Source organism: Variovorax xiamenensis, from assembly GCF_050916385.1.
Lineage (GTDB): Bacteria > Pseudomonadota > Gammaproteobacteria > Burkholderiales > Burkholderiaceae_C > Variovorax.
Window position 1 is genome coordinate 1,028,110 of record NZ_CP139038.1, and the last position, 26,435, is coordinate 1,054,544.

A 26,435-nucleotide genomic window follows, 5' to 3' on the forward strand; every position below is an offset into this window, starting at 1 on the left:
GCTAGGCCTGGAACCCCGCCAGCACCACCTTGCCCTGCGCCTTGCCGCTCTCGATGAGCGCGTGGGCCTTGCGCAGGTTGGCGGCATTGATGGTGCCGAAGCTCGCGTTCGCGGTGGTGCGGATGCGGCCCGCGTCGACCAGCGCGGCCACCTCGGCCAGCAGCGCGCCTTGTTCGGCGATGTCGGGCGTCTCGAAGCGCGAGCGCGCGAACATCATTTCCCAGTGCAGCGAGATGCACTTGGTCTTCAGCGGCATCGCGTCGAGCACCTTCATGTCGTCGATCACCGCGAGCTGGCCCTGGGGCTTGAGGCTTTCGATGATCTGCGCATAGTGCTGGTCGGTCTGCGTGAGGCTGGCGACCATGTCGACCTCGCCGATGCCGGCAGCCTTGAGCTCGGCCGCGAGCGGCTTCGAATGATCGATCACCGCGTGTGCGCCCAGCTCCAGGCACCATGCGCGGGTTTCGGCGCGCGAGGCGGTGGCGATCACGCGCAGCTTGGTCAGCTGGCGCGCGAGCTGGATGAGGATGGAACCCACGCCGCCCGCGCCGCCGGTGACCAGCAGCGTCTGGCCCTCGCCGCCGCCCTTGGGCACGCGCAGGCGGTCGAACAGCAGCTCGTAGGCGGTGATGGTGGTCAGTGGCAGCGCGGCGGCCTGCGCGTCGTCGAGGCTCTTCGGCGCCAGCGCCGCGATGCGCTCGTCCACCGCGTGCAGCTCGGCGTTGGTGCCGGGGCGGATGATCGAGCCCGAGTAGTACACGCGGTCGCCGGTCTTGAAGTTCTTCACGCCGGAGCCGACGGCCTCGACGGTGCCGACCGCGTCCCAGCCCAGCACCTTGGCCTGGCCGGCCTCGGGCGCGGCGTTCTTGCGGACCTTGGTGTCCACCGGGTTGACCGACACCGCCTTCACGCGCACCAGCAGGTCGCGCGTGCCGGGCACAGGGGTTGGCAGCTCGATGTCCTGCAGCGATTCGGGGTTGTCGATGGGGAGGGGCTGGTAGTAGCCGACGGCTTTCATGGCGAATGCACCTTTCAGTAACGATGACTGAACTGTAGGATCGCAAGGCCGATTTGATAAGTAAGCCGAAATCAGCAACAGTTTCAAATGAAGATTGAAAATATCTCCGACCTGCAGGTGCTGGTGCACACCGCCCGCGCCGGCACGCTCACGGCGGCGGCGCATGCACTGGGCATCACGCCGGCCGCGGCCAGCGCCACGCTCAAGCGGCTGGAGGCGCAGCTCGGCGCGCGGCTTTTCGAGCGCTCGACGCGCGCGATGCGGCTCACGCCGCAGGGGCAGACGCTGCTCGACTACGCGGTGCGGGCCTTCGAGCTGCTGGACGAGGGGGAGTCGCTGGTCACGGCGGATCGCGGCGAGCTGGTCGGCACATTGCGCGTGGCCTCGCCGTCGGACCTCACGCGCAGCACGCTGCTGCCGTGGTTCGACGAGTTCCTGGCGCTGCATCCGGGGGTGCAGCTGTCGCTGTCGGTGGGGGACCGGCCGCTGGATGTGATGCGCGACGAGGTCGACGTGGCGCTGCGATACGGGGCGCTGGCGGATTCGCGGCTGGTGGCGCGGGCGTTTGCGCTGACCAATCCGCTGCTGACTGCTTCACCCGACTATCTGCGGCGGCATCCGGCACCTCGGGTGCCGCAGGACCTGGCGCATCACAACTGCCTGATCTTCAATCGCTCGGGGCGAAGGCACCGGGTCTGGCGGTTTGCGCAGAACGGGCAGTGGACGGAGGTGCGGGTGAATGGGAACCGCAGCGTGGATGACGCTTCGCTGGCGCGGGAGTGGACTGTGGCGGGGTATGGGATTTCCTTGAAGTCTGCTTTGGATGTGCGCAATGACATTCGGGAAGGGCGGCTTGTGCGGTTGTTGGGGGATTGGGAGACGGAGCCTTATCCGTTGCATGCGTTGTTGCCTAGTGGGAGGTTTGTGCCGGCTCGTGTGCGGGCTTTCGTTGACTTTCTTGCGGGGAAGTTCGAGGCCTTGCTGGCGTTGGCTTGAGGTTTGTTTTCCGGGGCCGGGACTCGCCCCGGCGGGCGACCTACTTTCTTTTGCTTCGCCAAAAGAAAGTAGGCAAAGAAAAGGCGACCCCACTGTCTGCGACCCCTTCGCTGTGCGAAGGGGCAACCTGCGGTGCTCGCGTTTCGCGGGGTCTCGCAGAACTCGCTTCGCTCAAACAGCTGCGAGCCCTGATCCGCGAAACGCTGCGCTCCTCGGCGCAGCCAGAGGGGAGGGGAGACGAACGGGCCTTTGCTTCGCTCGGCCTTTGCCCCCTCTCCCGTTGGGAGAGGGTTGGGGTGAGGGCTGCGGCGCTTGATACAGCCGCGCTTCTTGCTTTTCAGATCATCGGCGTCACCGCACCGTCCATCGCCACGATTGCGCCGGTCACATAGCTCGCCTTCGGCGACGCCAGGAACAGCACTGTGTTGGCCACTTCCTCCGGGGTCGCGATGCGGCCCAGTGGCAGGCGGGCCTTGGCTCGTTCCAGCGCTTCGTCGGTGCCGATGCCTTGCAACTTCGCGTCGGCCTTCATGCCTTCCTGCAGGCGCTCGGTGAGGGTGAGGCCGGGGTTCACTGCGTTCACGCGCACGCCCTTGGCAGCGTAGGCGGCGGCCATGCCGGCGCTCACGAGCATGAGGGCGGCGTTGGCGGCGCCGCCGGCCATGTGGACGGGGCTGGCGACTTTGCCGCCCTGGCCGATGACGTTGACGATGGCGCCGCGTCCGCGCTGGCCCATGCGCTTGACCACGGGGTCGATCATGTGGATGTAGGTGAAGTACTTGGCGTCCATCGCGTCGTGCCATGACGCGGGCGTGAGGTCGTCGGGCGGGGTGCGGCGCGCGGCGCCTGCGGAGTTGACGAGGATGTCGACTGGGCCGAAGGCTTTTTCGGCGGCGTCGAGGGCGGCCACGGCGCCGGCCGGGTCCTTGAGGTCGGCTGCTTGGATGGACACGCGGCCCTCGGCCTGCGGGAACGATTCGAACAAGGTCTTGCGGCCCTGCTCTAGGTTGGAGAGGTCGCGCGAGACGAGGCTCACGCGCGCGCCTTCGCGCAGGAAGCCGAGGGCGCAGGCCAGGCCGATGCCTTTGCTGCCGCCGGTGATGAGTACGTGCTGGTCCTGGAGCTGGAGATCCATGAAACGGGTCCTTGGTGGATGGGGTGCGGCGATTCAATCACCACCGCGAAACCCCTGCACGCGCCCCGGCCGGACGGACCGCAGGCTCTCAGCGTTTCTTCGTGGTCTCGGGCTCGAGGGCGGCCGGCGTGGTGTCGATGGCGTCGCGCAGGTGGCCGTTGTTGTCGTGGTGCACCAGCAGCTGGCGCGTGCGCTGCCAGGTGGACAGGCGCGCGGGCGGCACTTCGATGTAGGTGGCCAGCGCGGACAGGGACGACTTCTCCTTCACGGGCGGCGCCTCGCGGCGGTGCTGTCGGCGGCGCCACGGCGCCATGACCAGCATCGACACCAGGATCGCGCAGATCACCAGGCCGTACAGGCTCAGCAGGTGCAGCACCTCGGGTTGCGAGCGCGCGCCCAGCACGTAGGGCCATGCGTACCAGACGGCGCAGAACCAGATCGCGATGGTGATGGCGGGGCGCAGCAGGCGCAGCCACAGGTACATGGCCAGCGCGCGCTGCGGCGAGCGGCCGCTGCCGAAGGCGCGCAGCGGGATGCGCGCGGCGTCGATGATCGGCTCGTCCACCGGGGGCTGCCCCCAGGAGCGGCGGCGGCTCGGCGGCGCGGCGTCGTTGTGCATGTCGGGCGGATAGCTGGAGGGGAACACGGACTCATGGGACATCGGAGACTCCTCGGTCGGGGCTTGTCCACACCGCGCGTTTGCCCCGGCGGCGTATCAGGGCTTTGGGAAAGGCGATCACGGTGGTGGCCATCGTGATGGTCCAGAAGGCGATCGGGTACCAGATCGTTCCGGCGAAGTAGCGCAGCAGGTCGCGGTCGTAGCGGCGGTCGATCCACAGGCTCAGCAGCATCTGCAGGATGCAGGTCATGGCCAGCAGCGTGCCCTGCCAGTGGGGCAGCAGCGCCGAGTGCCAGGACGAGTCGTGCGGCAGGAAGGGCCGCACCAGGCTGATGGCCAGCACCAGGGCCATGGCGTAGGCCCAGAAGATGCTGGTCATGTACTCGAAGTAGATCGGCCACATGCGCCAGTGGCGCGGCCGCAGGATGTGCGAGCTGCAGCGCAGCATGGTCTGGATGCCGCCCATGGCCCAGCGCAGGCGCTGCTTCCAGAGACCGCGCAAGGTCTCGGGCATCAGGATCCAGCACAGCGCGCGCGGCTCGAAGCGCAGTTGCCAGCCGGCGATCTGCAGCTTCCAGCTCATGTCGATGTCCTCGGTGAGCACGTCGGGGCTCCAGAAGCCCACGTCGAGCACCGCGCGGCGGCGGAACATGGCGATCACGCCCGAGACCGTGAAGAGCGTGCCCACCAGCTGCTGCGATCGCTTGATGAGGCCGATGATCGAGGAGAACTCGCCCACCTGCATGCGCCCCAGCAGCGTGGTGCGGGTGCGGATGCGCGGGTTGCCGGTGACCGCGCCGATGCGCTCCGAAGCCAGCATCGGCAGCAGCAGCCATGCGATGGCGTCCTCGTCGATCAGCGCGTCGCCGTCGATGCCAAGGATGTACTCGCCGCGCGCGAGCTGGCAGGCGGTGTTGAGCCCCACGGCCTTGCCCTGGTTGCTGGCGTTGTGGATCACGCGCAGGCGGCCGTATTCCTTGGTCATCTCGTCCAGCAGCTCGCCGGTGCCGTCGGCGCTGCCGTCGTTCACGGCGATGACCTCGCAGTAGGGATAGCGCGTGCGCATCAGCTGCTCGATCACCTCGCGCAGGTGCGGCGCCTCGTTGAAGCACGGCACCACCACCGTGACCAGCGGGAGCGAGGGCAGGAGCTCGAGCGGATTGACGTCGACGTCGCGCTGGCGCTCGAAGACCCACGCGTGCGAGAGGCCGCCGGCCATCCACACGTAGGCCATGAAGAACGGGTAGTAGAAGACGAAGCCGAACAGCAGCGAAGGCAGCGTCTGCGCGAGGAACTGCATGGCGGGGCTCATGGCGAGCGTTCTCCTTGCGCCGCACGCGGCGGGCTTTCGGTTTCGGCCGGGGTGCGCAGCGCTCGCGGCAAGAGGGTGCGCACCGAGATCGCGCGGCGCACGGTGTCGAGCGAGGGCTGGTCGTTGAGGAAGTCGTCGGGGTAGTAGCCCAGGTGGCGCACGCCGACGCGCTGCAGCAGCGTCCACTGGCGCGAGAGCTCCGCGTCGGCCACGGGCTTGCCGGTGCGCCAGTCGCGCGCCTGCAGTTCGAACACGGTGCCGTCGAGGCCGCGCGGCGTGTCGGCGGCGCGCCGGGCCAGGCGCGCGAGCCAGCCGTCGGCATCCGCTTCGCGCTCCATGCGCGGCATCGCCATCAGCGCGACGTAGTCGTAGGCGGCGAGCGAGGCCTCGTAGTTCTGCGCGAACCACTGCTCGGCCTGGGGCTCGAGCACCGGGCGGGCGTAGAGGTTGCGCGCTGTCTCCAGCGCGGGCCGCCATGCGCCGGTGCGCGCGGCGAGTTCCTGCGTGAACTCGATCAGGTAGCGCGTCTTGGCAGCGGTCCAGCGCGCCGTCAGCTCCGGGTTCGCGCGGATCGCCGCCACGTCGGACGGCAGGCCCCATTTCGCGTAGGTGGCGAGCGCCGCGGGGCTCGCGTCCTCGTCGTCGGAGAGCATCGCGTCGTCGTGGAACAGCAGGCCCTCGAAGAAGGCGTGGCGGCCCAGGTCCTCGTAGATGTCGCCGACCAGCGCGCGCACCGCGGGGTCGAAGGGCGTGAGGCGGTGGTAGCGGTCGGCGTGCACCTTGCCGTCCTGCGCCGTCACCGTGTGCGTGGCGAGCGGATTCGATGCCGGCAGCCTGAAGGCCGTCACCGGCATCCAGGCGTAGACCTTCACGCCGGCGCGGCTGCGCAGCTGCCAGGCCGCGCGGCCGAACAGGTCGGCGCGCACCGGCAGGTGGCGGTTGGGAAAGTACAGCGCGTCGGCCACGCCGTCGCCGTCGGGGTCGGCGTAGGCCTGAAGGAACACCGCGCGCGGGCGCACGGCGGCCACGCGGTCGATCAGCATCGAGAGGTTGCGCTCCTGCTGGGCCGGATCGGGGTCGTACACGTAGTCGAGGTCCACGTGCATCACGCGGTTGACCGGGCGCTGCTCGCCGCCCACGGGGCTGCGCAGCATGCGCTCGTAGGAAGGCGCTTCGTTGTCGTAGGCCGCCAGCGCGCGGCGGATGCGCGCGAGCGGCACGTCGGGCGCGTTGGGGCCGTCGTCGAGCGTGAAGGTGATCGGCATGCCGGCGCGTTTCGACGCCTCGAGCGCGGCGGTGTTGTAGGCGCCGTAGGGCCACACCATCGAGCGCACCTTCGCGCCGGTGCGCTTCTCGATGAGCTCGCGGCTGCGGCGCAGGTCGGCCTCGACGCGTCGCACGTAGGCGTCGTCGTCCTCGTAGCGGCCCGTCTTCGGGTCGTAGCGGTGCGTGGTCGCGGCCGGCAGCAGGTTGCCCTGCGGGTTGGCGACGATGCCGGTGTGCATCGCGTCGCTGTGGCTCGCGAACTCGACGAGGCCCGAGCGCGCCATCTCGGCCGCCTCGCTCCACAGCAGGAAGTTCTCGCGCGGCGCGGGCTTGTCGCCCCAGTGCACCTGCTGTCCCTCGGGCACCTCGAGCCAGCTCGTCACCAGCGCCATCACCGCCGGGTAGTTGTAGCGCTTGAGCAGCGGAAAGACCTTGGTGTAGGCGCTGCGGTAGCCGTCGTCGAAGGTCAGCAGCACCGGCCGGGGCGGCAGGGGCTTGGCGCCGGCGCGCGCGTCGACGATCTGCTGCAGGCTCACCGGGTGGTAGCCGTTGTATTGCAGCCATGCGAAGACGCCGGCGAAGGTGTGCTCGTCGACCGCGGTCTCGTCCGGCGACGTCTCGAAGCTCTCGCGCACGTTGGCGCGCACGTCGTGAAAGGAGATCACGCGAAAGCTCCTGCCGTCGTCGGGGTCGGCCGGCGGCAGCGGCTGCGCGAGCGCCGGCAGCGCAAAGGCCAGCAGCATCAGCCACGGCAGCGCCGCGCGTAGGAAGGCGAGTGGGGTGTTGTGCTTCGTCGTTCGCATCGTCACGGCAGGGGTGTCGAGAGATTCAGGAAGACGCCGCGCTGTCGTTCGCGCACGCCGTCGTAGGGATGGCTGGAGACGACCAGCCCGTAGCGCAGCGTGAGCTTCGGCCCGAAGTTCCAGCGGTGCTCGTAGCGCAGGCTCCACATCGGCCCGCTGCCGAAGCCGGCCTGCCGGTAGCTGCCGCCGCCGAGCTCCACGGCCTGGAAGAACTGCCGGTCGTCGCGCTTCCAGTTGAGCCACTGCGCGCGCACGCTCAGCTGCACGCTGGAGTCGCTCGACGGGTTGAAGTAGGGCGCGTCGATGGCGCGGCCGCGGCCCGCGTCGGCGCCCAGCCGGGTCTCGAGCTGGAAGGCCGGCGTGCTGATCCAGCGTTCGCGCCAGCCGATGTCCAGGCCGTCGCGCCGGTTGCCGTCGCTGAAGTCGAGCTGCTGCCACTTCAGGTCGAAGCGGCGCGATTCGTCGACCACGTAGCCCACGCTCGCGCCGAACTCGTGCGCGCCGATGCCGGCCACGCGCGCCTTCCAGGGCAGTTCCCGGCTGTCGCCGTCGTAGGTGGCCGACAGCCGCCATGCGTCGCCCGCGCGGTAGTCGAGCCGGCCGGCCACGCTGTTGCGGTAGGGGCCGGCGTTCGCGTGCTGCACGATGCCTTCGGCCAGCCAGCGGCCCTGCTCCCAGCCCAGGCCGATGCCGCCGCGCGCCCAGTTCGCGTTGCCGATGTCGGTGGTGCCGCGTCCCAGCGTCTGCTCGTAGAACACGCGCCAGCGGTCGTCGATGAGGCCCGAGCTGAGCCGGCTGTCGATGCGCCATTCGTGGTTGGCGATGGCCGCGCCGCCCGAGGAGGCTTCGGCATCGACGTCGAGCCTGGGCCCGACCAGCGCGCGCCGCTTGCGTTCCATCTCGCGCACCTGCGCCGCCTCGGGCACGTCGGCGGCGAGCGATTCGGCCTTCCGACGGGCCTCGGCGAATTCGGATGCATCGAGCAGCGCCTCGACGTGGCCGATGCGCGCGCTGGTGTCGTAGGGGGAATCGGCCGCCAGCGCCTCGTAGCGCGCCACCGCGGCCTCGGGGTGCTCGCGCAGCCGCTCGGTGAGGGCCGCGCCGTGCACGTAGCCGGCGTTGAGCGGCGCTTCCCGCGTCAGCACCGAGAAGCTCTGCTGCGCGAGCGCCGGGCGGTCGGAGTAGAGCTGGACCAGGCCGCGCAGGCCGCTGACATCGCTGTACTCGCCGTTCGGGCGGCCGGCCTCGGGCGCGAGCCGCAGCTGCGCCGGCGTGGCGGCTTCGATGCGCCGCAGCAGCGCCTCGGCGTCGGCGGCGCGGCCCACGTCCAGGTAGGCGTAGACCAGACCGAAGTAGGCCTCGCCGGGCATCGGCAGGTCGGCGCCGCCCCAGGCGATGGCCGCTTCGTAGACCGGCACGGCCTCGATCGAACGGCGTTCCTGCGCGAGGGCGCGGCCCACGGCCTCCAGGCCGTAGGCGGGGAGCTTCGCGTCCGTGGCGCGCAGCGTGTCGTAGAGCGCGATGGCCTCGGCCGGACGGCCGCGTTCCACCAGCGCCAGCAGGCGGTCGGACTGCAGCCGCACCCGCACCGTGCGCCATGCATCGGCGTCGCCCGGCTCGGCGTTCGGGGCTGCAGCGTCGACCCGGGCGAGCGCGGCTTCCTGGTCGGCCAGCACGCGGTCGAGCGCGACGACGCGTTCGGCGCCCAGGCGCTGGTCGCGCGCGCGTATCGCCCAGCGCAGCCGCTGCGCGAGCGCCTCCTGCTGCAGGGTGGAAAGCGCCAGCGGCGAGAAGCTGCCGGGGCTCGTGCGCTCCATTGCCTCCGCGTTCTCGAAGGCGCTCGACGCGGCGCCGCTGGCCGCGAGCAGGAAGTCGGCCTCGCGCCGCAGGTCGACGCGCGCGGGCCGCAGCGCGCCGGCCTCGGCGTAGGCGCCGAGCGCCTGCAGCGTGTCCTTGTCGGCGCGTGCGATGGCGCCGCGCAGTTCGAGCAGCGCGACGCGGTCGTCGATTTGCGTGGGGGCCGGTTGCGACAGCGCGCGGTACAGCGCCTGTGCGGCGGCGATGTCGCCGCTCTCGAGGCGCCACCAGGCTTCGTGGATGCGCGGCTCGCGCGCATCGGGCTGCCGCGCGCGCCAGACGCCGATCGTTTCGCCCTGCAGGGCGGAGTCGTGCGCGCGTCGTGCGGCCACCGCGAGCGGGCCCAGTGCGTAGTCGGCCAGTTTTGAAGGAGCGGCCTGGCGGCCCAGCGCCACGGCCTCGGCGTACTGGCCATCGGCGGAAGCGACCGCGATGGCGTCGGAGGCCACGCGCCGGCGGGCGTCGCCGTCGATCGGCGAGGCGAGCCATGCCTTCAGCTGGCGCAGCGTTTCGGCGCCGGTGACGCGGCCTTCGCGGCGCGCGACGATCAGCGCATCGTGCCGGTGCGCGTCGTAGGGCGACGTGCTCTGGTCGATGGCCACCGGCAAGGCGGGCGCCGGCTGCGATTGTGCAAGCGCCGCCGGCGCTGCGAAGGCCAGCGTGCACGCCAGAGGCAAAGGGGGAAATTTCTGCGCGGTCTGCGCGAATCGACGAAGCAACGAACAGGTCGGCGCCGGGCTGCGCGTGACCATGGACGTGCCTCCAGCTTTTTTCTGGATGAACACCTTGCTCCCTTGGAAATCCGGAAAAGAAACCCCGGCGACCCATGACGACGCCGCAAGGACCGGGGTTGCCGATGTGACAGGCCGGCAGCCCCGCTCAGAGAATCAAATCTGGAATTACTTTAGACATCATTGTTAACAAGGGCAAACAAAAGACCAAGGATTCGGTTGTATGTGTGAATAGATTCGCGTTTTAGGCGCCTGCGGCTATCGCTTTTGTCGGACAGACTCCCGAGCCGCAGGCAACTCCCCGCGGCCGGCCCGGCCTAAGATCGCGTGATGAACGCACCCCAGGCCTCTCCGGTTCCCTTGCCGCCGCCCCCCCGCTTCTGGTCGCAGCTCACCACGCGCGACTTCGCCGCGCTCGACGCGGCGGCCACCGTCGCGGTGCTGCCGCTGGGGGCGACCGAGCAGCACGGCCCGCACCTGCCGCTGGGCGTGGACACCGTGCTGGCCGACGGCATCGTCGCCGCCTCGCTGCCGCTGCTGCCGGCCTCGCTGCCGGTGCTTTTCCTGCCCACGCAGCAGATCGGCCTGAGCCCCGAGCACGCGCGCTTCGCGGGCACGCTGACGCTGTCGGCCGAAACGCTCATTCGTATGTGGAAAGAAATCGGCGCGGGCGTGGCGCGCGCGGGCGTGAAGAAGCTGGTGCTTTTCAACGCGCACGGCGGCCACGTGGGCGCGACGGACATCGTGGCGCGCGAGCTGCGCGCGGAGCACGGGCTGATCGTCTACAGCGTGAGCTGGTTCAACCTGCCGCTGGGCGACGCGGGCGCGCAGTTCAGCGCACAGGAGCACCGCTTCGGCGTGCACGCCGGCGAGATCGAGACTTCGATGATGCTGGCGCTTTCACCGCAACTCGTGCGCATGGGCGAGGCGCGGGATTTCGATTCCACCTCGCGGCAGCGCGCGGCCGACTACGCCATCCTGGGCAACGGCAAGAGCGCCAAGCTGGGCTGGGCCATCGAGGACTACAACCCCCACGGCGCCGCCGGCAACGCGGCCGCAGCCACGGCGGCGAATGGGCAGGCGGTGGTCGATGCAGCAGCGCGACAGCTCGCGCTGCTGCTGGAAGAGGTGTCGCGCCTGCCGCTGGAAACGGCCAACACCGGGCCGCTGCCCTGAGCTCCTGAGTTCCTGAAATCCGGTCAGGCGGCGGCCAGCACCCCGGCGAACATGCCCGAGTCGACATTGCCGCCGCTCAAACACACGCCCACCGTCTTGCCGCGCCAGCGCTCCTGCTGCTGAAGCGCGGCGGCCAGCGCCGCAGCGCCCGCGCCCTCGGCCACGTTGTGGGTGTCGCTGAAGAGGATGCGCATGGCCTGCGCGATCTCGCCGTCGGTGACCGTCACCACGTCGTCGGCCTCGCGAATGATCACTTCCACCGATTCGGGCACCGGCGTGCGGCAGGCCATGCCGTCGGCCAGCCGCGTGGTCACGGGCGACTCGACCGGCTTGCCGGCGCGGAAGGAATCGCGGTACGCCGTGGCATGCGCCGACACCACGCCGATGAGCTTCGTCGACACGCCGCAATGCGCACGCGCCGCCGCTGCCGCCGCGAAGCCCGAGCCCAGGCCGATGGGCACGAACAGCACGTCGGGCGGCGTGCTGTTGCTCTTCAGCGCCTCGAAGAACTCCACGTAGGCCGTCGAGACGCCGCGCACCAGCTCGCGGTGGAACGAGGGCACGCGGTGCAGGCCGTCGCGCTCGGCCAGCGCGGCCGCGTGCTCTGAGGCGGCCTGGAAATCGTCGCCGTGCTCGATCAGCGTGACGCCGAGCGCGCGCATTGCTGCGTTCTTCTCGGTCGAGTTGCCGTGCGGCACCACGATGGTCGCGGCCAGTCCGTGGCGCCGCGTGGCGAAGCCGACCGACTGGCCGTGGTTGCCGCGCGTGGCGCTGATGGCGTGGCGAACTGCGGGCTGCTCGCGCGCCAGGGTCTCGAAGTAGGTGAGGCCGCCGCGGATCTTGAATGCGCCGGCCGGCGTGTGGTTCTCGTGCTTGGCCCACACGGTGGCGCCCAGGCGCTGCGAGAGCAGCGGCCAGGCGTACTGCGGCGTGGGCGGCATGGCCGCGCACACGGTGCGCTGCGCGGCTTCGATTTCTTCGCGGGTGAACCTCATCGGGTGTCCTTGCTCATTTGCGTTCGGTGAGCGCAACGCGCACGGCCAGGGCCGCGAGCACGCTGCCCATGACGTAGCGCTGCGCGCGCAGCCAGCCAGCGCTTTGCGAGAGCACGGCCGTGATGCTCGCGGCCCCGACGATCATCACGGTGTTGACCAACGCGCTGGCCGTCATCTGCGCGATGCCCAGCTGCATGCTCTGCAGCAGCACCGAGCCGCGCTCGGGGTGGATGAACTGCGGGAAGAACGAGAGGTAGAACATTGCCACCTTCGGGTTCAGCAGGTTCGTGAGAAAGCCCATGCGAAAGAGCTTGCCCGGCGGATCGGCCGGCAGCGCGCGTTCCTCGAAGGGCGCGCTGCCGCCGGGCTTCACTGCCTGCCAGGCGAGCCACATCAGGTAGGCCGCGCCGGCGATGCGGATAGCGTCGAACGCGAGCGGCACCGCCAGCAGCAGTGCCGTGAGCCCGAGCGCTGCCGCGAACAGGTGCACCAGGAAGGCCAGCAGCACGCCGCCCAGCGAGATGAGCCCGGCGCGGCGGCCCTGCACCAGCGTGCGCGAGACGCAATAGATCATGTTCGGCCCCGGCGTGAGCGCCAGCAGCAGCGAGGCGAGGGCGAAGAGGGCGATTTCGGCGAGGCTCAGCATGTCGTTCTTCCTTCTTGCTTTCTGTCAGAGTCCCTGGGACTCGAGGGTGACGCTGCCGCGCGGCGTGTCGAGCACGGCAACCAGGTTGGGCGGCCCGGCATCGACCTCCATGCCGGTCATGCCGATGGCCGCGAGCGCGGCCGCCAGTGCCGGCGCGCGCGGATGCACCGCACGCAGCGAGCGCAGCACCAGGCCAGACGCCGGCATGGCGTCGGTGGGATGCACCGCGCCCCACTGGATCAGCGTGGGCAGCGTGCCGTAGAACAGCCGCTGGCCGTCGTCGCGCACCGTGATCTGCCATTCGAGGCGGCCGGCGGGCGTGTCGCGCGAGGCTTCGAGCAGCTGGCCGCGGTCGATGTGCGCGTGCTCCTCGCGAGCGAGCGCGCGTATCGCCGCATGCGCGTCGGGCACGCGGGCGGCGAAGTGGATCAGCCTCGGGCCGTGCTTCACCAGCCCGGCCTGCAGCGCCGCGTCGTCGAGGTCGAACCAGCGGCGTGTCTTGGGCCGCGAGGGATGCTTGCCCGGCTCGATCGCGATGATTTCCGCGTACGTGGCCGGAAAGGCATCGCCCGAGACGTTCAGCAGGCGGTTGTGCGTACCCATCAGCGGATGCGATCCGCCCGGCGCCGGCGTGACGCCGAGCGTGGCCTCGCACCACGCCACGCCCTCGGCGAGCGAGGCGGCGGCGATCACAAGGTGGTCGAGCTGCGCGTGCATGGCGGTGTCGTGCCTGCTCAGAGCGAGACGCTGCCGTCCACGCAGGTCACGGCGTCGCCGCCGACCCAGATCCGGCCTTCGGCGTCGCGCTCGATGTAGACGCGGCCCGCGCGGCCCAGGCACTGGCCCTGCGCCGCGAGGTAGCGCTCGGGCATGTGGCCGTCGGCGATCAGCCATTCGGCGAGGCTGGCGTTGAGGCTGCCGGTGACCGGGTCTTCCTGCACGCCGATGGGCTCGGCGAAGGCGCGCACTTCCAGGTCGATGCGGGTGCCGTCCTCGTTCGGCACCGCGGGCCGGTTGCCGAAGGCGCGCGCCTCGCGGTTCGAGCGGCCGATGAGCAGCGAGGTGTCGTGCGCCGCGGGCACGCCCGCCACGCCGGCCTTCACGCCCAGTTCCTTCAGCGCGCGATGGTCGGGCTGCAGCGCCAGCACCGCGTCGGCGTCGTTCACCAGCAGCCCGAACCAGACCGGGCCGTTGTCCAGCACCTGCGCCGCGATGACCTGCTGCGCCTTCAGGCCCAGCGCGCCCGCCACCTTGGCAAGCAGGGCGGGGCTGGGCGCGCTGCGCTTGAGCGGCGGCGCGGCGAAGGCCAGCCGGGTGCCGTCGCGGCGCAGCGGCACGAGGCCCGCGCCGCACTGCTGCACGACCATGCCCGCCGCCTTGGGCTTGCCGCCGGCCTGCAGCCATGCGTGGCAGCTGCCGATGGTCGGGTGGCCGGCGAATGGCAGCTCGCCGCCGGGCGTGAAGATGCGCACGCGGTAGTCGGCGGCCGGGTCGGTGGGCGGCAGCAGGAAGGTGGTTTCAGACAGGTTGGTCCACTGCGCGAAGCGCTGCATGGAGGCGTCGTCGAGGTCCTGGCCGTCGATCACCACCGCGAGCGGGTTGCCGTAGTAGGCGGTGGCGGTGAAGACGTCGACTTGCTTGAAGGGGCGGGATTTCATCTGGTTCATTCGAGAGTGAGGTCGAGCACGCCGCGCGTGCCCGGGCGGGAAAGCAGTTCGGCATACCAGCGCTCGACGTTCGGCCAGGCCGGCCGGCGGTACTCGGCGCCGGGCAGGCCGAACCAGCGGTGCGCTTCGCAGCCCACCGGGATGTCGGCCATGGTGAAGCGCTGGCCGCCCATGTAGGGCTGGCGCGCGAGGTGGGCGTCGAGCATCGCGAAGAGCGCCTCGCTGTCGCGCACCGAGGCTTCGATGAGCGCCGGCTGGCGCTCCGAGGGCGGCGTGCGCACCCATTGCACGAAGGCGTCGCGGCTCGCGCGGTTGAGCGTGGTCTGCTGCCAGTCCATCCAGCGCTCGGCATCGAAGCGCGCGGGCAGCTCGGCCGGATAGAGGTTGCCGTGCGAATGCTTCGCGCAGAGGTAGCGCACGATCACGTTCGATTCCCACAGCGTCACGCGCTCGGCGCCTTCGCCGTCGTCGATGGTGGGCACCATCGCGTTCGGATTGAGCGCGAGGTATTCGGGCGTCTGCACCACGCCGAACTTGCCGCCGGCCTCGGTGCGCTGGAAGTCGAGCCCGAGCTCCTGCGCGCACCACACCACCTTGCGGACGTTGATCGAGCTGATGCGGCCCCAGATGTTGAGCATGTTTGGTCTCTTTCTTTCTCTTCTTGATTCTTCGGTTGTTCAGTCCCGCATGACGCGCGCCGTGCCCGACACGCGGATCGAGCTGCCCGGCGCGGGCGAAATGTCGGCATGCAGGCGCGACAGCATGCCCATGTCCTCGCCCTGCACGACGTCGATGGCGCCGCCGTGCGGCCAGCCGATGTCGCGCAGGTAGCCGGCCAGCGCGGCCGTGGCGGCGCCGGTGGCGGGGTCTTCGTACACGCCGCCGGACGCGAAGGGGTTGCGCGTGTGCAGCAGTTGCGCGGTCTCGGCGAAGACCAGCACGATGGTCGTGAGCCCGGCGCGGGCCATCAGCGCGCGGCCGGCCTCCAGTTCGTAGTGCATCGCCGATAGCGCCGCGCGGCTTGCCAGGGCCAGTACCAGATGGTCGGCACCCGCATGGGCGACGGCCGGCGGGATGCGCGGGTCGAGGTCTTGCGGCGAATAGCCGAACAGGGCCAGCGCCTCGGACAGCAACCCGGGCGATGCCGCGGCGCTGCGCGTGGGTGGCGACTGCAGCGCAGCCTCGACCACGCCGCCATTGCGTCGGCCTTCCACGGTGATCCGCGCCTGGTTGAGCTCCAGCGGGAACACGCCGTCGCCTTGCTGCATCGCCAGCGCGGCGCCCAGCGCGATCGTCGCGTGACCGCAGAAGGGCACTTCGGATTGCGGCGCGAAGTAGCGCACGCGCCAGCTGCCAGCATCATCGGCGGGAGCTGCGAACGCGGTTTCCGAAAAGCCGACTTCCGCGGCAACGCTCTGCATCCGCGCCGCGGGCGGCAGCGCATCGGCGATAACGACGCCGGCTGGGTTGCCGCCCGTCTCTCCATCGGAGAAGGCAGCGATCTTCAGGACATTCATGAGAAGGCCTCTTCAGCGGGGCGAGGGGCGGTCGAGGAACAGCAGGCGCACGGCCAGCCCCAGCATCACGGCCGCGAGCAGGCCGCTCTGGAAGCGCGCCGCGCCGGGGCGGTCGTGCAGCCAGCGTCCGACCTGGCCGCTGCACGCGCCCAGCAGCGTGTTGAAGGCCAGCGCCGCCATCGACAGCACCACGCCCAGCTGCACCAGCTGCAGCGGCACGCTGCCGCGCGAGGGGTCGACGAACTGCGGCAGGAAGACCATGAAGAACAGCAGCGCCTTCGGATTGACGAGGTTGTTCAGCAGCGCCATGCGCACGATGCGGCCGAAGCCGGCGGGCTGCGCCTGCGCCCCCATGCGAAGGCCGCCGCTGCGCAGCGCCTGCACGGCGAGCCACACCAGGTACAGCGCGCCCGCATAGCGCAGCACGTCGAACGACGGCGGCCAGGCGGCCACCAGCGCGGTGACGCCGGTGGCGGCGAACAGCGTGTGCACCAGGTCGGCCGCCGAGATGCCGATGGCCGCCGCGAAACCGCCGCGCGGACCATGGGCCACGCCGTGCGAGAGCACGAAAGCCATGTTCGGGCCCGGCGACAGGAACAGCGCCAGTACCGCGAGCAGGAAGAGCGAGAGCGTCGCGAGGCCGATCACGGGTGGCTCCTGGGTCGTGGTTTCAGGCCTGCGCCACGGCCGGCGTCTTCTCGCCGAGCAGCGCCAGTTCTTCGCGCAGCGTCTGCGCCAGTGCGGCGATGGCGGTGTCGATCTCATCGACGCTGGCCGTCACGAACGACAGGCGCAGCGTGCGCGGATCGCCTTCGCCGGCGTAGAAAGGCGCGCCGGGCACGAAGGCCACGTTGCGCTCCACGGCCTTGGGCAGCAGCTTCACGGTGTCCACGCCCTCGGGCAGGCGCGCCCACAGGAACATGCCGCCCTTGGGCGCGTTGAACTTCACGTCCAGGCCCTTCATCTCGCGGGTGAGCGCGGCCATCATCGCGTCGCGCTGGCGCTTGTACAGGGCGCGGATGGTGGGCACGTGGGTGTCGAGGAACTTGTCCTTCATCACGGCCGAGACCATGCGCTGGGTGAAGATCGGCGTGTGCAGGTCGACGGCCTGCTTGGCCTGCAGCAGCTTCGGGTAGATCGACTTGGGCGCCACCAGGAAGCCCAGGCGCAGGCCGGGAGCCAGCACCTTCGAGAACGAGCCGAGGTAGATCACGCCCTCGGGGTTGCGCGCGGCCAGCGGCAACGGCGGGGCTTCGTCGAACCAGAGTTCGCCGTAGGGGTTGTCTTCCACGATGGGCAGGCCGGCGGCGGCAGCGGCCGCCGACACGGCGGCGCGGCGCTCTTCGGTCATGGTGCGGCCGGTGGGGTTCTGGAAGTTGGGCAGCAGGTAGATGAAGCGGGCGTCCTTCGCCTTGGCCACGAGGTCGTCGACGATCACGCCCTCGTCGTCGCTGGCCACGCCCACGGGGTGCGGCTCCATCGGGCCGAAGGCCTGCAGCGCGCCGAGGTAGGTGGGCGTTTCGACCAGCACCTTGCTGCCCGGATCGATCAACACCTTGGCCACGAGGTCGAGGCCCTGCTGCGAGCCGGTGGTGATGAGCACCTGAGAGGCGTCGACGTCCCACGGCAGCATGTCGGCCACCGCCTGGCGGAGCGGCGCGTAGCCTTCGCTGGCCGCGTACTGCAGCGCGGCCTGGCCGTCGTTGTGCAGCACCTCGGCGCAGGCGTCGGCGAAGGCCTGGATCGGGAAGGTCTTGGGCGAGGGCAGGCCGCCGGCCAGGCTGATGATGCCCGGGCGCTCGGTGACCTTGAGGATTTCACGCAGCACCGAGGGATTCATCTTGGCGGCGCGGGCGGCGAGTTTCCAGTTCATGGCTTTCTTCTTTCAGGCGGTGAGGTGTGAGATTCGGATGAATAGAGGGTACAGGCGGGGCGGGATTCAGTCCGCCCGGATGTCGCCACGGTATGCGACATGGATTTTGTTGCCGTCCGGGTCGCGCAGGTAGGCGCCGTAATAGCCATGGCCGTAGCGTGGGCGGGGGCCCGGCGGACCTTCGTCGCGGCCGCCGTGGCGCAGGGCCGCCTCGTGGGCGGCATGCACGGCAACGGCCGAGGCCGCGTTGAACGCGACCATGCTGCCGTTGCCGACGCCGGCGGGTTCGCCGTCCAGCGGGATGTACACGTAGAAGCGCGGCAGCGCCTGCCCCGGCGCGACCCAGCAGGCCGCCTCGGGGCCGCCGTCGGGCACGACAGGGCGGCGCTCGAGGCCCAGCGGGGCGAGCAGCGCGTCGTAGAAGGCGGCGGCGCGCGGCAGGTCGGTGCAGCCGACGGTGACGTGGCTGAACATCACCGGCTCCTTCCGGGGCTGGCCGCGCCGGCGGGTAGCGGGGCCGCGGCCGGCGAGGCAGGCGGCTGGGAGAGGCGCTTGCCGATGACCACCGTGGCCACCACGGCCACGGCGAAGCCCAGCGTCACCACGTCGAGCGGCTCGCCCAGGATCGGGATCGAAGCCAGGATCGACAGGAAAGGCTGCAGCAGTTGCGTCTGGCTCACGCGCAGCGCGCCGCCCAGGGCGAGGCCGCGGTACCAGGCGAAGAAGCCGATCCACATCGAGAACATGCCGACGTAGACGAAGCCCAGCCAGGAGGCGGTGGCGACGGGCTGCGTCGGCCACAACGCCAGCGTGGCCGGCAGCGTGACCGGCAGCGCCATCACGCACACCCAGCAGATCACGCGCTCGGCGCCCAGCGAGGGCGTGACCTGCGCACCGTAGATGTAGCCCAGCGAGGCGGCGATGACCGCGCCCACCAACAGCAGGTCGGCCCATTCGAAGCCGAAGCCGTGTCCGCTCTGGCTCGCGCGCAGCACCGAGAACACCACCACCAGCAGGCTGCCCGCGATGGCGCAGAGCCAGAAACCCAGTCGCGCGCGCTGGTGCAGCACCCAGGCCGCAACGGCGGCCGTGACCAGCGGCAGCAAGGCGGTCACCACCGCCGCATGACTGGCCGTGACCACGCGCAGCGCGTAGGCCAGCAGCAGCGGGAACCCGATGGCATTGCCCAGCACCGCCATGCCCAGCGGCTTCCACTGGTGCGGCGCCGGACGCGGCGAGCGCGTGACCAGCAGGAAGATCGCCGACAGCACACCCGCCAGCGCCGCGCGCCCGAGGGTGACGAACCACGGCGACAGCTGCGGCGCCTCCTGCGAGCCGGTGGCCAGGCGCGTCATCGGAAGCGTGATGGCGAACATCGCCACGCCCACGACACCCAGCCACATGCCGAGCGTTTCGTCCTTCACGTCGAGCTTCATACGCCCACCATCCACCAGGCCGTGAGCACGAGCACCAGGCCCATCGCGCGGTTGAACCACAGCAGCCGCGAGCCCTTGGCCAGCCAATCGCGCAGCATGGCGCCGACCAGCGCATAGGCGAAGTTGCTGGCGAAGGCGTAGGTCAGCATCACCGGCGCCACGATCGCGAAACGGTGCAGCGCGTCGGGCTGCCCGGCGATCCAGCCGGCCACCAGCGTGAGCGCCAGCAGCCAGGCCTTGATGTTGACGAACTGCAGCATCACGCCCTGGCCGAAGCCGACCGAGAGGCTCTTGCCGTCGGCCCTGCCGAGCGTGGCGCTGCCGCTGAGCTTGTACGCGAGCCACAGCAGGTAGCCGATGCCCAGCGCCTTGATGGCAAGCCGCAGCGACGGCATCGCCACCACCAGCGCGCCGATGCCGGCGGCGCACAGCGCCAGCAGCAGGGTCCAGCCGACCGGCACCGCCACCACGAAGCGCATGGCGCGGGGCAGGCCGCCGTTGGCCGCCAGGGCGGTGGAGAGCGTGGTGTTGGGGCCGGGCGAGAAGCTCATCGCCGTGGCCAGCACCAGCAGCGCGGTGAATTCTTGCCAGTTCATGACACACACTCTAAACTTGAGACCATTACAGTTCCAGTACAGATGATCGAACAATCACCCAATCTGTATTGGTCATCCCTTCGACACAGAAGCCAGGGAAACCGGCACAGCCCGGACGACGCATGCTCACTCGCACTTCCACACAGTCGCTGACGGGGCAGCTCGCCGACCGCCTGGCAGAGCGCATCCGCACGCGGCTGCTGCCGCCGGGCGCGCGCCTGCCCTCGGTACGCGAATGCGCGCGGCAGCAGGGCGTGAGCCCGTACACGGTGGTCGCCGCCTACGACCAGCTGCTGGCGCAGGGGCTGGTCGAAGCCCGGCGCCAGCGCGGCTTCTACGTGCGCGATTCCGCCCCGGCGCAGGACGGCCGCCCGGCCAGCGGCGCCGACGCCAACGGCGTGATGGGCATGCCGGCGGCCATCGCGGTGCAGATGATGGCTTCGCGCGTGCCGGCCGATGCCAGCTCGCTGATCCGCAGCATGTTCCACCGCCCCAGCGACAAGCCGCAGCCGGGCATGGGCGTATTCCCGCCCGACTGGATGGCGTCGACCTTCATGCCCACGGCCGTGCGGCGCGTGACCGGTACAGCCGCGCTGCAGGAGCTGTCGCTCCAGTACGGCGAGCCCGCCGGCGACATGAGCCTGCGGCGCAGCCTGTCGCAGAAGCTGGTGGGCATCAACGTGCCGGCCTCGCCGGACCAGATCGTCACCACCGTGGGCGCCACGCACGCGCTGGACATCGTGAGCCGCACGCTGCTGCGCCCGGGCGATCCGGTGATGGTGGAGGAGCCGGGCTGGGCGCTCGAGTTCGCCCGGCTGGAGGCGCTGGGCATGCGCATCCTGCCCGTGCCGCGCCGCGCCGACGGGCCCGACCTGGAGGTGATGGCGCAGTACTGCAAGCTGCACAGCCCCAAGCTCTTCGTCAGCGTGAGCGTGCTGCACAACCCCACGGGCTACAGCCTCACGCCGGGCAGCGCGCACCGCGTGCTCAAGCTGGCCAACGAGTACGACTTCCACATCGTCGAGGACGACACCTACAGCCACCTCGCGCCCGAGCACGCTACGCGGCTGAGCGCGCTCGACGGGCTGCAGCGCACCATCTACGTCAGCGGCTTCGCGAAGATCCTGGCGCCCAACTGGCGCATCGGTTTCTTCGCCGCGCCGCCCGACCTGAAGGAGCGGCTGCTCGAAACCAAGCTGCTGGCCACGCTGACCTCGCCCACGCTCTTCGAGCGGGCCTTGTCGTGGTGCATCGACCAGGGGCAGCTGCGCCGGCATTCGGAGCGCGTGCGCATCCGGCTCGACGGCGCGCGGGGGCGGGCGGTGAAGCTGGCCATGGCGCACGGCTGCACCTTCGCGTCGGAGCCGGCGGGGCTCTTCGGCTGGGTCGACACCGGCGTGGACACCGACGCGCTCACGCAGCGCATGCTCGACCAGGGCTACCTGCTGGCGCCGGGCTCGCTCTTCCATGCGCGGCGGCCGCCGAGCACGATGATGCGCATCAACTTCGCGACCTCGCAGGACGCGACCTTCTGGAAGGTTTTCAGCAAGGTGCGAAGCGAGCTCTGACCGGCGGCCCGTGTTCCGCGAAGGGCAATCCACATTGGGAAAAGGCGGTACGGGAGGGCCAAACCCCGGAGGCTTGGAGTAAGCTGGCAGCACAAGAAAATCCATACCCAGCACCCAGGAGACCTCCCGCATGAGCAACGCCAGCAAGCCCTTCGACTTCAGCCAGTTCGTTCCCGGATTCGACTTCCTGAAGAACCTCGCCGGTGGCGCGGCATCGGGCAACGGCTCGATCCCGGGCATCGCGAGCTGGGTGGCGCCCACGCTGAGCGTGGAGGAAGTCGACAAGCGCATCCAGGAGCTCAAGACGGTGCAGTACTGGCTCGAACAGAACGGCCATGCGCTCAAGGCCACCATCCAGGCCCTCGAAGTGCAGAAGATGACGCTGTCGACGCTGCGCGGCATGAATGTGCGCATGGAAGACATCGCCAGCGCGTTCACCCGGCAGGCGGCCGCGATGGCGCCCGCACCCGCGGCGGCGGCAGCTCCGGAGCCCGAGCCGGAGGAGATCGAGGACGAGGAAGAAATAGCCGAGGAAGAGATCCAGGAAGCCCCGGCGCCGAAGAAATCGCGCAGCAGGCCGGCTTCCGCCAAGGCGACGAAGGCCGCGGCGGCCGACGGCGCCGGCGTGGTCGACCCCATGCAGTGGTGGGGCTCGCTCACCGAACAGTTCCAGCAGATCGCCAGCACGGCGCTGCAGGACGCGGCCCAGCTGAAGGTGCCGGCCATGGCCCAGCCGCTGGCCGATGCGGTCGGCTCGGTCATCGGCAGCAAGCCGGCGGCGGCCCGCAAGCCCGCTGCAGCCGCGAAGAAGACAGCGGCACCGGCCGCCGCCAAGAAGAAGGCGTCGACCGCCGCGCGCAAGCGAACCTCCGCGCGGCGCTGACGTCATACACACATCATTTCCTGAAGAGAACGGGTTGGCACGCATCATGAAGTTGTTTCCCTCCGGCCATGCCACCCATCCGCAATGGCGAATGGCGGCAGGCCTCGTGCTCGCGCAGTTGCGGGCGCAGATGGCGCTGCCCGACTACGCCTCGTCGCCGACGCTGGGGCTGCTCTACATCACCGACCACTACGCGAACGACGCGCAGGACATCCTCGACCACCTGAGCGCCGAACTGCCGGAAGTGACCGACTGGTCGGGCACCGTCGGCGTCGGCGTGTCGGCCAACAACGCCGAGTACTTCGACGAGCCTGGCATGACCCTCATGCTCTGCGCCCTGCCGAGCGACCAGTACCGCGTTTTCTCCGGCGTCGCGCCGCTGGGCAATTCGGAAATGAGCGGTTTCGAGGCGCACACGGCGCTGGTGCATGCCGACCCCGCCACGCCCGACCTGGCCGAGCTGATCGGCGAGATGGCGGGGCGCACCGACACTGGCTACCTGTTCGGCGGCCTGTCTTCAGGGCGCGGCGGCTCGCTGCAGTTCGCCATCGGCGGCAACGGCAACATCCGCGGACATGGCGCCGCGGGCGGGGTGTTTTCGGGCGGGCTCTCGGGCGTGGTGTTCGGCGAGGGCGTGCGGCTGGTGTCGCGCGTCACCCAGGGCTGCCAGCCGCTGCGCTCGGGCGCGGTGCGCGAGCGCGAGATCACCGAGGCCGACGGCAACCTGCTGCTGAAGCTCGACGGCGAGCCGGCGCTCGACGTGCTGCTGGCCGACCTGCAGGTGTCGCTCGAACGCCCGCAGGAGGCCATCGACGCCGTGCGCAACACCCTGGTCGGCCTGGCCGACGCAGGCGCCGACGGCATCCGCCGCACCGGCGACCTGGGCGCCGACGTGCTCGTGCGTCACATCATCGGACTCGACCCCACGCGGCGCGGCATCGCCATTGCCGACACGGCCGAAGCCGGCATGCGGCTGACCTTCTGCCGCCGAAACGCCCAGGCGGCGCGCGCCGACCTGATGCGCATCTGCGCGGAAATTCGCGAGGAACTGGAGCCTGAGGAGCAGACGCTGGCCACCGCCCGCGCCGTGGCGGCGGGCGAGGCCGAAGCGGCGCCGCATCCGGCAAGGCGCATCGCGGGGGCTGTGTACGTGAGCTGCTCCGGCCGCGGCGGGCCGCACTTCGGCGCACCGGGGGCGGAATTGCAGATCGTGCGGCACGCGCTGGGCGATGTGCCTCTGGTCGGCTTCTTCGCCGCGGGCGAGATCGCCCGGCACCATCTGTATGGGTATACCGGGGTGTTGACGGTTTTCACCGCCAACGACTGATTCCAGACTCGACGCGAAAAAGCGACGGGTGGGTTTCCGGCGGAAACATGCATCGCTAGAATCCGCCCGCTTTCTTGAATCTCTGCTGCTGCAAGAAAGAGCCAACCGCGCATCGTCAGTGATGCGCGGGCGATCTCTTTCGCCTCTCCACGCAAAGTGCGACGAGGCAGGAAACCGACACGGTTTCCCCAATGGAACAGCAGCCATGAGCGACCTTCGTTTCTCCAGACTTCAGCGCGCCTTTTCGCGCGCTGGCATTGCCGTCGACTACTGCGACGGCGTTTATCACCTCCGCCATGAGGCCTCGCAGGCCACGGTGCTCCTGCCGCCCAGTCTTCCGCTGGAAGAAAAGGCGGTGAATCAGTTGCTGGCTTTTGCCAGCGTGCGCTCGCCCGACGGCGAGCGGGGCGTGTGCAAGGCCTGTGCGACACCCGACTTCCATCCGGGTTCTGTCGCACCTGTCGGCAGCGTTGTCGCGACCGATGCCGACTTTGTCATTCCTGCAGCGGTGGGTACCGACATCAACTGCGGCATGCGGCTGCTGACCACCGGGCTCACGCTCGACCAGGTGGCGCCGCACAAGACGCGGCTGGTCGAGAGGCTCACGCGCAGCCTGCTCGACAGCGGGCGCGACGTGCCGGTGCACACGGCGGCATTCAGGGCGCTGTTCGATGTGGGGCCGTCGGCATTCCTCGAAGCGGTACAGGACGGCGGGCTATGGTCGGCGTGCGACCGCGACCGGATGCAGGCCGAACTCGATGCCTGCATCGGCCTGGCGACGTTCGGCGGCAGCGCGCGGCATGCGCCCGAGGCCTACACCGGCGTCCGCCATGAGGTGTTTCGTGACCCCTGCCTCGGCACGCCGGGCAGCGGCAATCACTTCGTGGAACTGCAAGTTGTCGACCATGTGATGGACCGTCACGAGGCCTATCGCGCCGGCCTGAAGGCAGGGGACGTGGTCGTGATGATCCACAGCGGCTCGCGCGACATCGGGTTCCATGTGGGCGGCCGCTGGATGGACCGTGCCCGCAGCGAATGGCCCAAGGGCCTGCGTCATCCGAGAAGCGGCCTGTATGGCCTGACGGGACCGCTGGCCGACGAATATCTGGAGGCCATGGGCGTGGCGGCGCGCTACGCATGGGCAAACCGGGTCGTCCTGGCCGAACTGGTACGCAAGGATTTCGCGGATTTGCTGGGTGCCACGTCGTCGAGACTAGTCGTGGACGTGCCGCACAACGTCGTGCTGCGGGAACATGGCATGAACATCCACCGGAAGGGAGCGACGCCGGCGAATGCGGGCGATCTGGCGCTGATTCCCGGCTCGATGGGCGACTACTCTTATCTGGTGGCCGGACTGGGGCACGAAGACTGGCTCTGGTCGTGCAGCCATGGCGCTGGCCGGCGGATGCGCCGGCAGCAGGTACGCGCGATGCGGCCGGCGCCCGTCGACGTGCAGGCAAGCTGGCAGTGCGTGACCTTGCGGGAGGAGCGCCGGATCGAGGAAGCGCCGCAGGCCTACAAGCCCATCGGCGAGGTGATCGACGCGCAGGAGCGTGCGGGCCTGATCCACTGTGCGGTGCGGCTCAGGCCCTGGATCACGTTCAAGGCGTGATCCGGGGTTTGCCGGTTCGTCAGCCCAGTGCGGGTTGGGGGATGCGCGGCTTGGGGGCCGGCATCCCCGTGAACGCGAAATCGACCTCCGGCTCCAGCCCGCTCACGATCCGCGCGATCGACTTGCCCGAGCCGCAGGCGTGCGTCCAGCCCAGGGTGCCGTGGCCGGTGTTGAGGAACAGGTTCGGCAGCTTCGTCTTGCCGATCAGCGGGACGTTGCTCGGCGTGGCGGGGCGCAGGCCGGTCCAGAACTGGGCCTGGGTGGTGTCGCCGGCGCCGGGAAAAAGCTCTTCGACGCGACGCACGATGGCTTCGCAGCGCACGCGGTTCAGGTCGCGGTCGTAGCCGTTGAGTTCGGCCGTGCCGGCGATGCGCAGCCGGTCGCCCGACGCCGAGGTGTAGCGCGAGAACACGAGCTTGAATTCGTCATCCGTCAGCGAGACCTGGTGGGCCTTCGAGGCGTCCTTGACGGGCAGCGTCACCGAGTAGCCCTTGGCCGGGTAGATCGGCAGGCGGATGCCCAGCGGCGCGGCGTACAGCGGGCTGAGCGAGCCCATGGCCAGCACGAAGGCGTCGCCGCGGATGCGTTGGAAGCGGCCTTCGCTGTCGGTGGCCTCGACGTGGTCGATGCTGCCGGCGGCCTCGCGCAGCGCGGTCACGGTGTGGCTCATCAGGAACTTCACGCCCGCGGCTGCGGCCAGGCCCACGAGCTCGCGGGCGAAGCGGTTGGCGTCGCCGGATTCATCCTCGGCCGTGTAGGTGGCGCCGGCCAGCTTCGGACGGATGTGGGCGAGGGCGGGCTCGATCTTCACGGCCTCGTCGGCCGAGATGACCTGGCGCTCGCAGCCCAGGGCGCGCATCTGCTCGGCGGGCTCGAGGGCGCCGTCGAACTCCTTCTGCGTCGTGTAGAAGTGCAGGATGCCCTGTGTGCGCTGGTCGTAGCTGAGACCGGTGTCGCGGCGCAACTGTTGCAACATCGAGCGGCTGTATGTGCCGAGACGAACGATCTGTTCGATGTTGTGGCGGGTGCGCGCCGGGGTGCATTCGCGCAGGAACTGCAGGCCCCAGAGCCACTGGCGCATGTCGGCGCGCATGCGGAAGAGCAGCGGGGCGTCTTCCTTGCCGAGCCATTGCAGCACCTTCAGGGGGGCGCTGGGGTTGGCCCAGGGTTCGGCGTGGCTGACGGAGATCTGCCCGCCGTTGGCGAAGCTGGTTTCTGCGGCCGGGGTCGCCTGCCGGTCGATCACGGTCACTTCGTGGCCGAGTTGCTGGAGGTAGTAAGCCGAGGTCACGCCGAGCAGGCCGGCGCCGAGAACGATCACGCGCATTTCAAGTACCTTTTGAGGATGCAGCGCTTGAACGGCGGGTGTTGTTTGCTATCGAATGAATAGCGAAAGCAACTG

The 26,435-nt window shown here is 69.9% G+C and carries 24 protein-coding genes; 6 read left to right on the forward strand and 18 right to left on the reverse strand.

Annotated elements, in window-relative coordinates:
* Nucleotide 1: 1 nt before the first annotated feature.
* Nucleotides 2–1,018, reverse strand: coding sequence for a zinc-binding alcohol dehydrogenase family protein (locus SFB74_RS04360; RefSeq protein ID WP_432729489.1), 1,017 nt, complete (start codon nucleotides 1,016–1,018; stop codon nucleotides 2–4).
* A gap of 87 nt (nucleotides 1,019–1,105) precedes the next feature.
* Between SFB74_RS04360 and SFB74_RS04365 the strand changes: the two genes are divergently transcribed.
* Nucleotides 1,106–2,014, forward strand: a complete 909-nt coding sequence (locus tag SFB74_RS04365) for a LysR family transcriptional regulator (RefSeq protein WP_432729490.1) — start codon at nucleotides 1,106–1,108, stop codon at nucleotides 2,012–2,014.
* Between the two features lie 337 nt (nucleotides 2,015–2,351).
* Here SFB74_RS04365 and SFB74_RS04370 read toward each other — a convergent pair whose 3' ends face one another.
* From SFB74_RS04370 to pgaA, 5 genes are all read right to left on the reverse strand, one after another.
* Complete coding sequence (locus SFB74_RS04370; RefSeq protein WP_432729492.1) at nucleotides 2,352–3,149, reverse strand: SDR family oxidoreductase; 798 nt, start codon at nucleotides 3,147–3,149, stop codon at nucleotides 2,352–2,354.
* Nucleotides 3,150–3,237: 88 nt separating this feature from the next.
* Nucleotides 3,238–3,810, reverse strand: a complete 573-nt coding sequence (gene pgaD / locus SFB74_RS04375; RefSeq protein WP_432729494.1) for a poly-beta-1,6-N-acetyl-D-glucosamine biosynthesis protein PgaD — start codon at nucleotides 3,808–3,810, stop codon at nucleotides 3,238–3,240.
* Nucleotides 3,800–5,080, reverse strand: a complete 1,281-nt coding sequence (pgaC, locus tag SFB74_RS04380; protein WP_432729495.1) for a poly-beta-1,6-N-acetyl-D-glucosamine synthase — start codon at nucleotides 5,078–5,080, stop codon at nucleotides 3,800–3,802. The genes pgaD and pgaC overlap by 11 nt, the downstream gene beginning before the upstream one ends.
* The gene (gene pgaB, locus SFB74_RS04385) at nucleotides 5,077–7,149 is read right to left on the reverse strand and encodes a poly-beta-1,6-N-acetyl-D-glucosamine N-deacetylase PgaB (RefSeq protein WP_432729496.1); all 2,073 of its coding nucleotides are present in this window, start codon (nucleotides 7,147–7,149) and stop codon (nucleotides 5,077–5,079) included. Before pgaB ends, pgaC begins: the two co-directional genes overlap by 4 nt.
* A 2-nt stretch (nucleotides 7,150–7,151) precedes the next feature.
* Nucleotides 7,152–9,758, reverse strand: a complete 2,607-nt coding sequence (pgaA, locus tag SFB74_RS04390) for a poly-beta-1,6 N-acetyl-D-glucosamine export porin PgaA (protein WP_432729498.1) — start codon at nucleotides 9,756–9,758, stop codon at nucleotides 7,152–7,154.
* Nucleotides 9,759–10,067: 309 nt separating this feature from the next.
* On the opposite strand from pgaA, the gene SFB74_RS04395 reads away from it, so the two are divergent.
* A complete protein-coding gene (locus SFB74_RS04395) occupies nucleotides 10,068–10,913 on the forward strand; it encodes a creatininase family protein (RefSeq protein WP_432729499.1) in 846 nt (281 codons plus the stop codon).
* A gap of 23 nt (nucleotides 10,914–10,936) precedes the next feature.
* Here the strand turns inward: SFB74_RS04395 and SFB74_RS04400 are convergent, their stop codons facing one another.
* The 11 genes from SFB74_RS04400 to SFB74_RS04450 all read right to left on the reverse strand — a co-directional run bounded on the left by SFB74_RS04400 (nucleotide 10,937) and on the right by SFB74_RS04450 (nucleotide 19,643).
* Nucleotides 10,937–11,908 carry a threonine dehydratase gene (locus SFB74_RS04400; protein WP_432729500.1) on the reverse strand — a complete coding sequence of 324 codons (972 nt, stop codon included), beginning with the start codon at nucleotides 11,906–11,908 and terminating at the stop codon, nucleotides 10,937–10,939.
* A 13-nt stretch (nucleotides 11,909–11,921) separates the two neighbouring features.
* A complete protein-coding gene (locus SFB74_RS04405; RefSeq protein ID WP_432729501.1) occupies nucleotides 11,922–12,554 on the reverse strand; it encodes a LysE family translocator in 633 nt (210 codons plus the stop codon).
* Nucleotides 12,555–12,578: 24 nt separating this feature from the next.
* Nucleotides 12,579–13,271: a VOC family protein gene (locus SFB74_RS04410; protein WP_432729503.1), complete on the reverse strand. Its 693-nt coding sequence runs from the start codon at nucleotides 13,269–13,271 to the stop codon at nucleotides 12,579–12,581.
* A 17-nt stretch (nucleotides 13,272–13,288) separates the two neighbouring features.
* A complete protein-coding gene (locus SFB74_RS04415) occupies nucleotides 13,289–14,212 on the reverse strand; it encodes a PhzF family phenazine biosynthesis protein (RefSeq protein ID WP_432729505.1) in 924 nt (307 codons plus the stop codon).
* Nucleotides 14,213–14,217: 5 nt separating this feature from the next.
* Nucleotides 14,218–14,859, reverse strand: a complete 642-nt coding sequence (locus SFB74_RS04420; RefSeq protein ID WP_432729507.1) for a glutathione S-transferase family protein — start codon at nucleotides 14,857–14,859, stop codon at nucleotides 14,218–14,220.
* 39 nt (nucleotides 14,860–14,898) lie between these two features.
* Entirely contained in the window at nucleotides 14,899–15,738 is an 840-nt protein-coding gene (locus SFB74_RS04425; RefSeq protein ID WP_432729509.1) for a PhzF family phenazine biosynthesis protein, read from the reverse strand.
* A 12-nt stretch (nucleotides 15,739–15,750) separates the two neighbouring features.
* Nucleotides 15,751–16,386, reverse strand: coding sequence for a LysE family translocator (locus tag SFB74_RS04430; RefSeq protein ID WP_432729510.1), 636 nt, complete (start codon nucleotides 16,384–16,386; stop codon nucleotides 15,751–15,753).
* Between the two features lie 22 nt (nucleotides 16,387–16,408).
* On the reverse strand, nucleotides 16,409–17,611 hold the full coding sequence (locus SFB74_RS04435; protein WP_432729512.1) for a PLP-dependent aminotransferase family protein: 1,203 nt from the start codon (nucleotides 17,609–17,611) through the stop codon (nucleotides 16,409–16,411).
* Between the two features lie 66 nt (nucleotides 17,612–17,677).
* Nucleotides 17,678–18,085: a VOC family protein gene (locus SFB74_RS04440; protein ID WP_432729514.1), complete on the reverse strand. Its 408-nt coding sequence runs from the start codon at nucleotides 18,083–18,085 to the stop codon at nucleotides 17,678–17,680.
* Complete coding sequence (locus tag SFB74_RS04445) at nucleotides 18,085–19,047, reverse strand: DMT family transporter (RefSeq protein ID WP_432729516.1); 963 nt, start codon at nucleotides 19,045–19,047, stop codon at nucleotides 18,085–18,087. Before SFB74_RS04445 ends, SFB74_RS04440 begins: the two co-directional genes overlap by 1 nt.
* Nucleotides 19,044–19,643, reverse strand: a complete 600-nt coding sequence (locus SFB74_RS04450; protein WP_432729517.1) for a LysE family translocator — start codon at nucleotides 19,641–19,643, stop codon at nucleotides 19,044–19,046. The genes SFB74_RS04445 and SFB74_RS04450 overlap by 4 nt, the downstream gene beginning before the upstream one ends.
* A gap of 122 nt (nucleotides 19,644–19,765) precedes the next feature.
* Between SFB74_RS04450 and SFB74_RS04455 the strand changes: the two genes are divergently transcribed.
* The 4 genes from SFB74_RS04455 (at nucleotide 19,766) to SFB74_RS04470 (ending at nucleotide 25,033) form a co-directional block, all read left to right on the forward strand.
* Complete coding sequence (locus SFB74_RS04455) at nucleotides 19,766–21,211, forward strand: PLP-dependent aminotransferase family protein (protein ID WP_432729518.1); 1,446 nt, start codon at nucleotides 19,766–19,768, stop codon at nucleotides 21,209–21,211.
* Between the two features lie 130 nt (nucleotides 21,212–21,341).
* On the forward strand, nucleotides 21,342–22,094 hold the full coding sequence (locus SFB74_RS04460) for a PhaM family polyhydroxyalkanoate granule multifunctional regulatory protein (RefSeq protein ID WP_432729519.1): 753 nt from the start codon (nucleotides 21,342–21,344) through the stop codon (nucleotides 22,092–22,094).
* Nucleotides 22,095–22,140: 46 nt separating this feature from the next.
* Nucleotides 22,141–23,421: an FIST signal transduction protein gene (locus tag SFB74_RS04465; RefSeq protein WP_432729520.1), complete on the forward strand. Its 1,281-nt coding sequence runs from the start codon at nucleotides 22,141–22,143 to the stop codon at nucleotides 23,419–23,421.
* Between the two features lie 205 nt (nucleotides 23,422–23,626).
* Nucleotides 23,627–25,033, forward strand: coding sequence for an RtcB family protein (locus SFB74_RS04470; RefSeq protein WP_432729521.1), 1,407 nt, complete (start codon nucleotides 23,627–23,629; stop codon nucleotides 25,031–25,033).
* Between the two features lie 19 nt (nucleotides 25,034–25,052).
* Here SFB74_RS04470 and SFB74_RS04475 read toward each other — a convergent pair whose 3' ends face one another.
* Nucleotides 25,053–26,360 carry a D-amino acid dehydrogenase gene (locus tag SFB74_RS04475; RefSeq protein WP_432729522.1) on the reverse strand — a complete coding sequence of 436 codons (1,308 nt, stop codon included), beginning with the start codon at nucleotides 26,358–26,360 and terminating at the stop codon, nucleotides 25,053–25,055.
* Nucleotides 26,361–26,435 lie beyond the last annotated feature (75 nt).

Bases quoted from the DNA above. Each gene is read 5' to 3' on its own strand.
- pgaA (WP_432729498.1), bottom strand. From the start codon at position 9,758: ATGGTCACGCGCAGCCCGGCGCCGACCTGTTCGTTGCTTCGTCGATTC.
- SFB74_RS04400 (WP_432729500.1), bottom strand. From the start codon at position 11,908: ATGAGGTTCACCCGCGAAGAAATCGAAGCCGCGCAGCGCACCGTGTGC.
- SFB74_RS04470 (WP_432729521.1), top strand. From the start codon at position 23,627: ATGAGCGACCTTCGTTTCTCCAGACTTCAGCGCGCCTTTTCGCGCGCT.
- SFB74_RS04465 (WP_432729520.1), top strand. From the start codon at position 22,141: ATGAAGTTGTTTCCCTCCGGCCATGCCACCCATCCGCAATGGCGAATG.
- SFB74_RS04415 (WP_432729505.1), bottom strand. From the start codon at position 14,212: ATGAAATCCCGCCCCTTCAAGCAAGTCGACGTCTTCACCGCCACCGCC.
- SFB74_RS04460 (WP_432729519.1), top strand. From the start codon at position 21,342: ATGAGCAACGCCAGCAAGCCCTTCGACTTCAGCCAGTTCGTTCCCGGA.
- SFB74_RS04435 (WP_432729512.1), bottom strand. From the start codon at position 17,611: ATGAACTGGAAACTCGCCGCCCGCGCCGCCAAGATGAATCCCTCGGTG.
- pgaD (WP_432729494.1), bottom strand. From the start codon at position 3,810: ATGTCCCATGAGTCCGTGTTCCCCTCCAGCTATCCGCCCGACATGCAC.
- SFB74_RS04450 (WP_432729517.1), bottom strand. From the start codon at position 19,643: ATGAACTGGCAAGAATTCACCGCGCTGCTGGTGCTGGCCACGGCGATG.
- SFB74_RS04395 (WP_432729499.1), top strand. From the start codon at position 10,068: ATGAACGCACCCCAGGCCTCTCCGGTTCCCTTGCCGCCGCCCCCCCGC.
- SFB74_RS04370 (WP_432729492.1), bottom strand. From the start codon at position 3,149: ATGGATCTCCAGCTCCAGGACCAGCACGTACTCATCACCGGCGGCAGC.
- SFB74_RS04410 (WP_432729503.1), bottom strand. From the start codon at position 13,271: ATGCACGCGCAGCTCGACCACCTTGTGATCGCCGCCGCCTCGCTCGCC.
- SFB74_RS04425 (WP_432729509.1), bottom strand. From the start codon at position 15,738: ATGAATGTCCTGAAGATCGCTGCCTTCTCCGATGGAGAGACGGGCGGC.
- SFB74_RS04440 (WP_432729514.1), bottom strand. From the start codon at position 18,085: ATGTTCAGCCACGTCACCGTCGGCTGCACCGACCTGCCGCGCGCCGCC.
- SFB74_RS04475 (WP_432729522.1), bottom strand. From the start codon at position 26,360: ATGCGCGTGATCGTTCTCGGCGCCGGCCTGCTCGGCGTGACCTCGGCT.
- pgaB (WP_432729496.1), bottom strand. From the start codon at position 7,149: ATGCGAACGACGAAGCACAACACCCCACTCGCCTTCCTACGCGCGGCG.
- SFB74_RS04445 (WP_432729516.1), bottom strand. From the start codon at position 19,047: ATGAAGCTCGACGTGAAGGACGAAACGCTCGGCATGTGGCTGGGTGTC.
- SFB74_RS04360 (WP_432729489.1), bottom strand. From the start codon at position 1,018: ATGAAAGCCGTCGGCTACTACCAGCCCCTCCCCATCGACAACCCCGAA.
- SFB74_RS04455 (WP_432729518.1), top strand. From the start codon at position 19,766: ATGCTCACTCGCACTTCCACACAGTCGCTGACGGGGCAGCTCGCCGAC.
- SFB74_RS04365 (WP_432729490.1), top strand. From the start codon at position 1,106: ATGAAGATTGAAAATATCTCCGACCTGCAGGTGCTGGTGCACACCGCC.
- SFB74_RS04405 (WP_432729501.1), bottom strand. From the start codon at position 12,554: ATGCTGAGCCTCGCCGAAATCGCCCTCTTCGCCCTCGCCTCGCTGCTG.
- SFB74_RS04420 (WP_432729507.1), bottom strand. From the start codon at position 14,859: ATGCTCAACATCTGGGGCCGCATCAGCTCGATCAACGTCCGCAAGGTG.
- pgaC (WP_432729495.1), bottom strand. From the start codon at position 5,080: ATGAGCCCCGCCATGCAGTTCCTCGCGCAGACGCTGCCTTCGCTGCTG.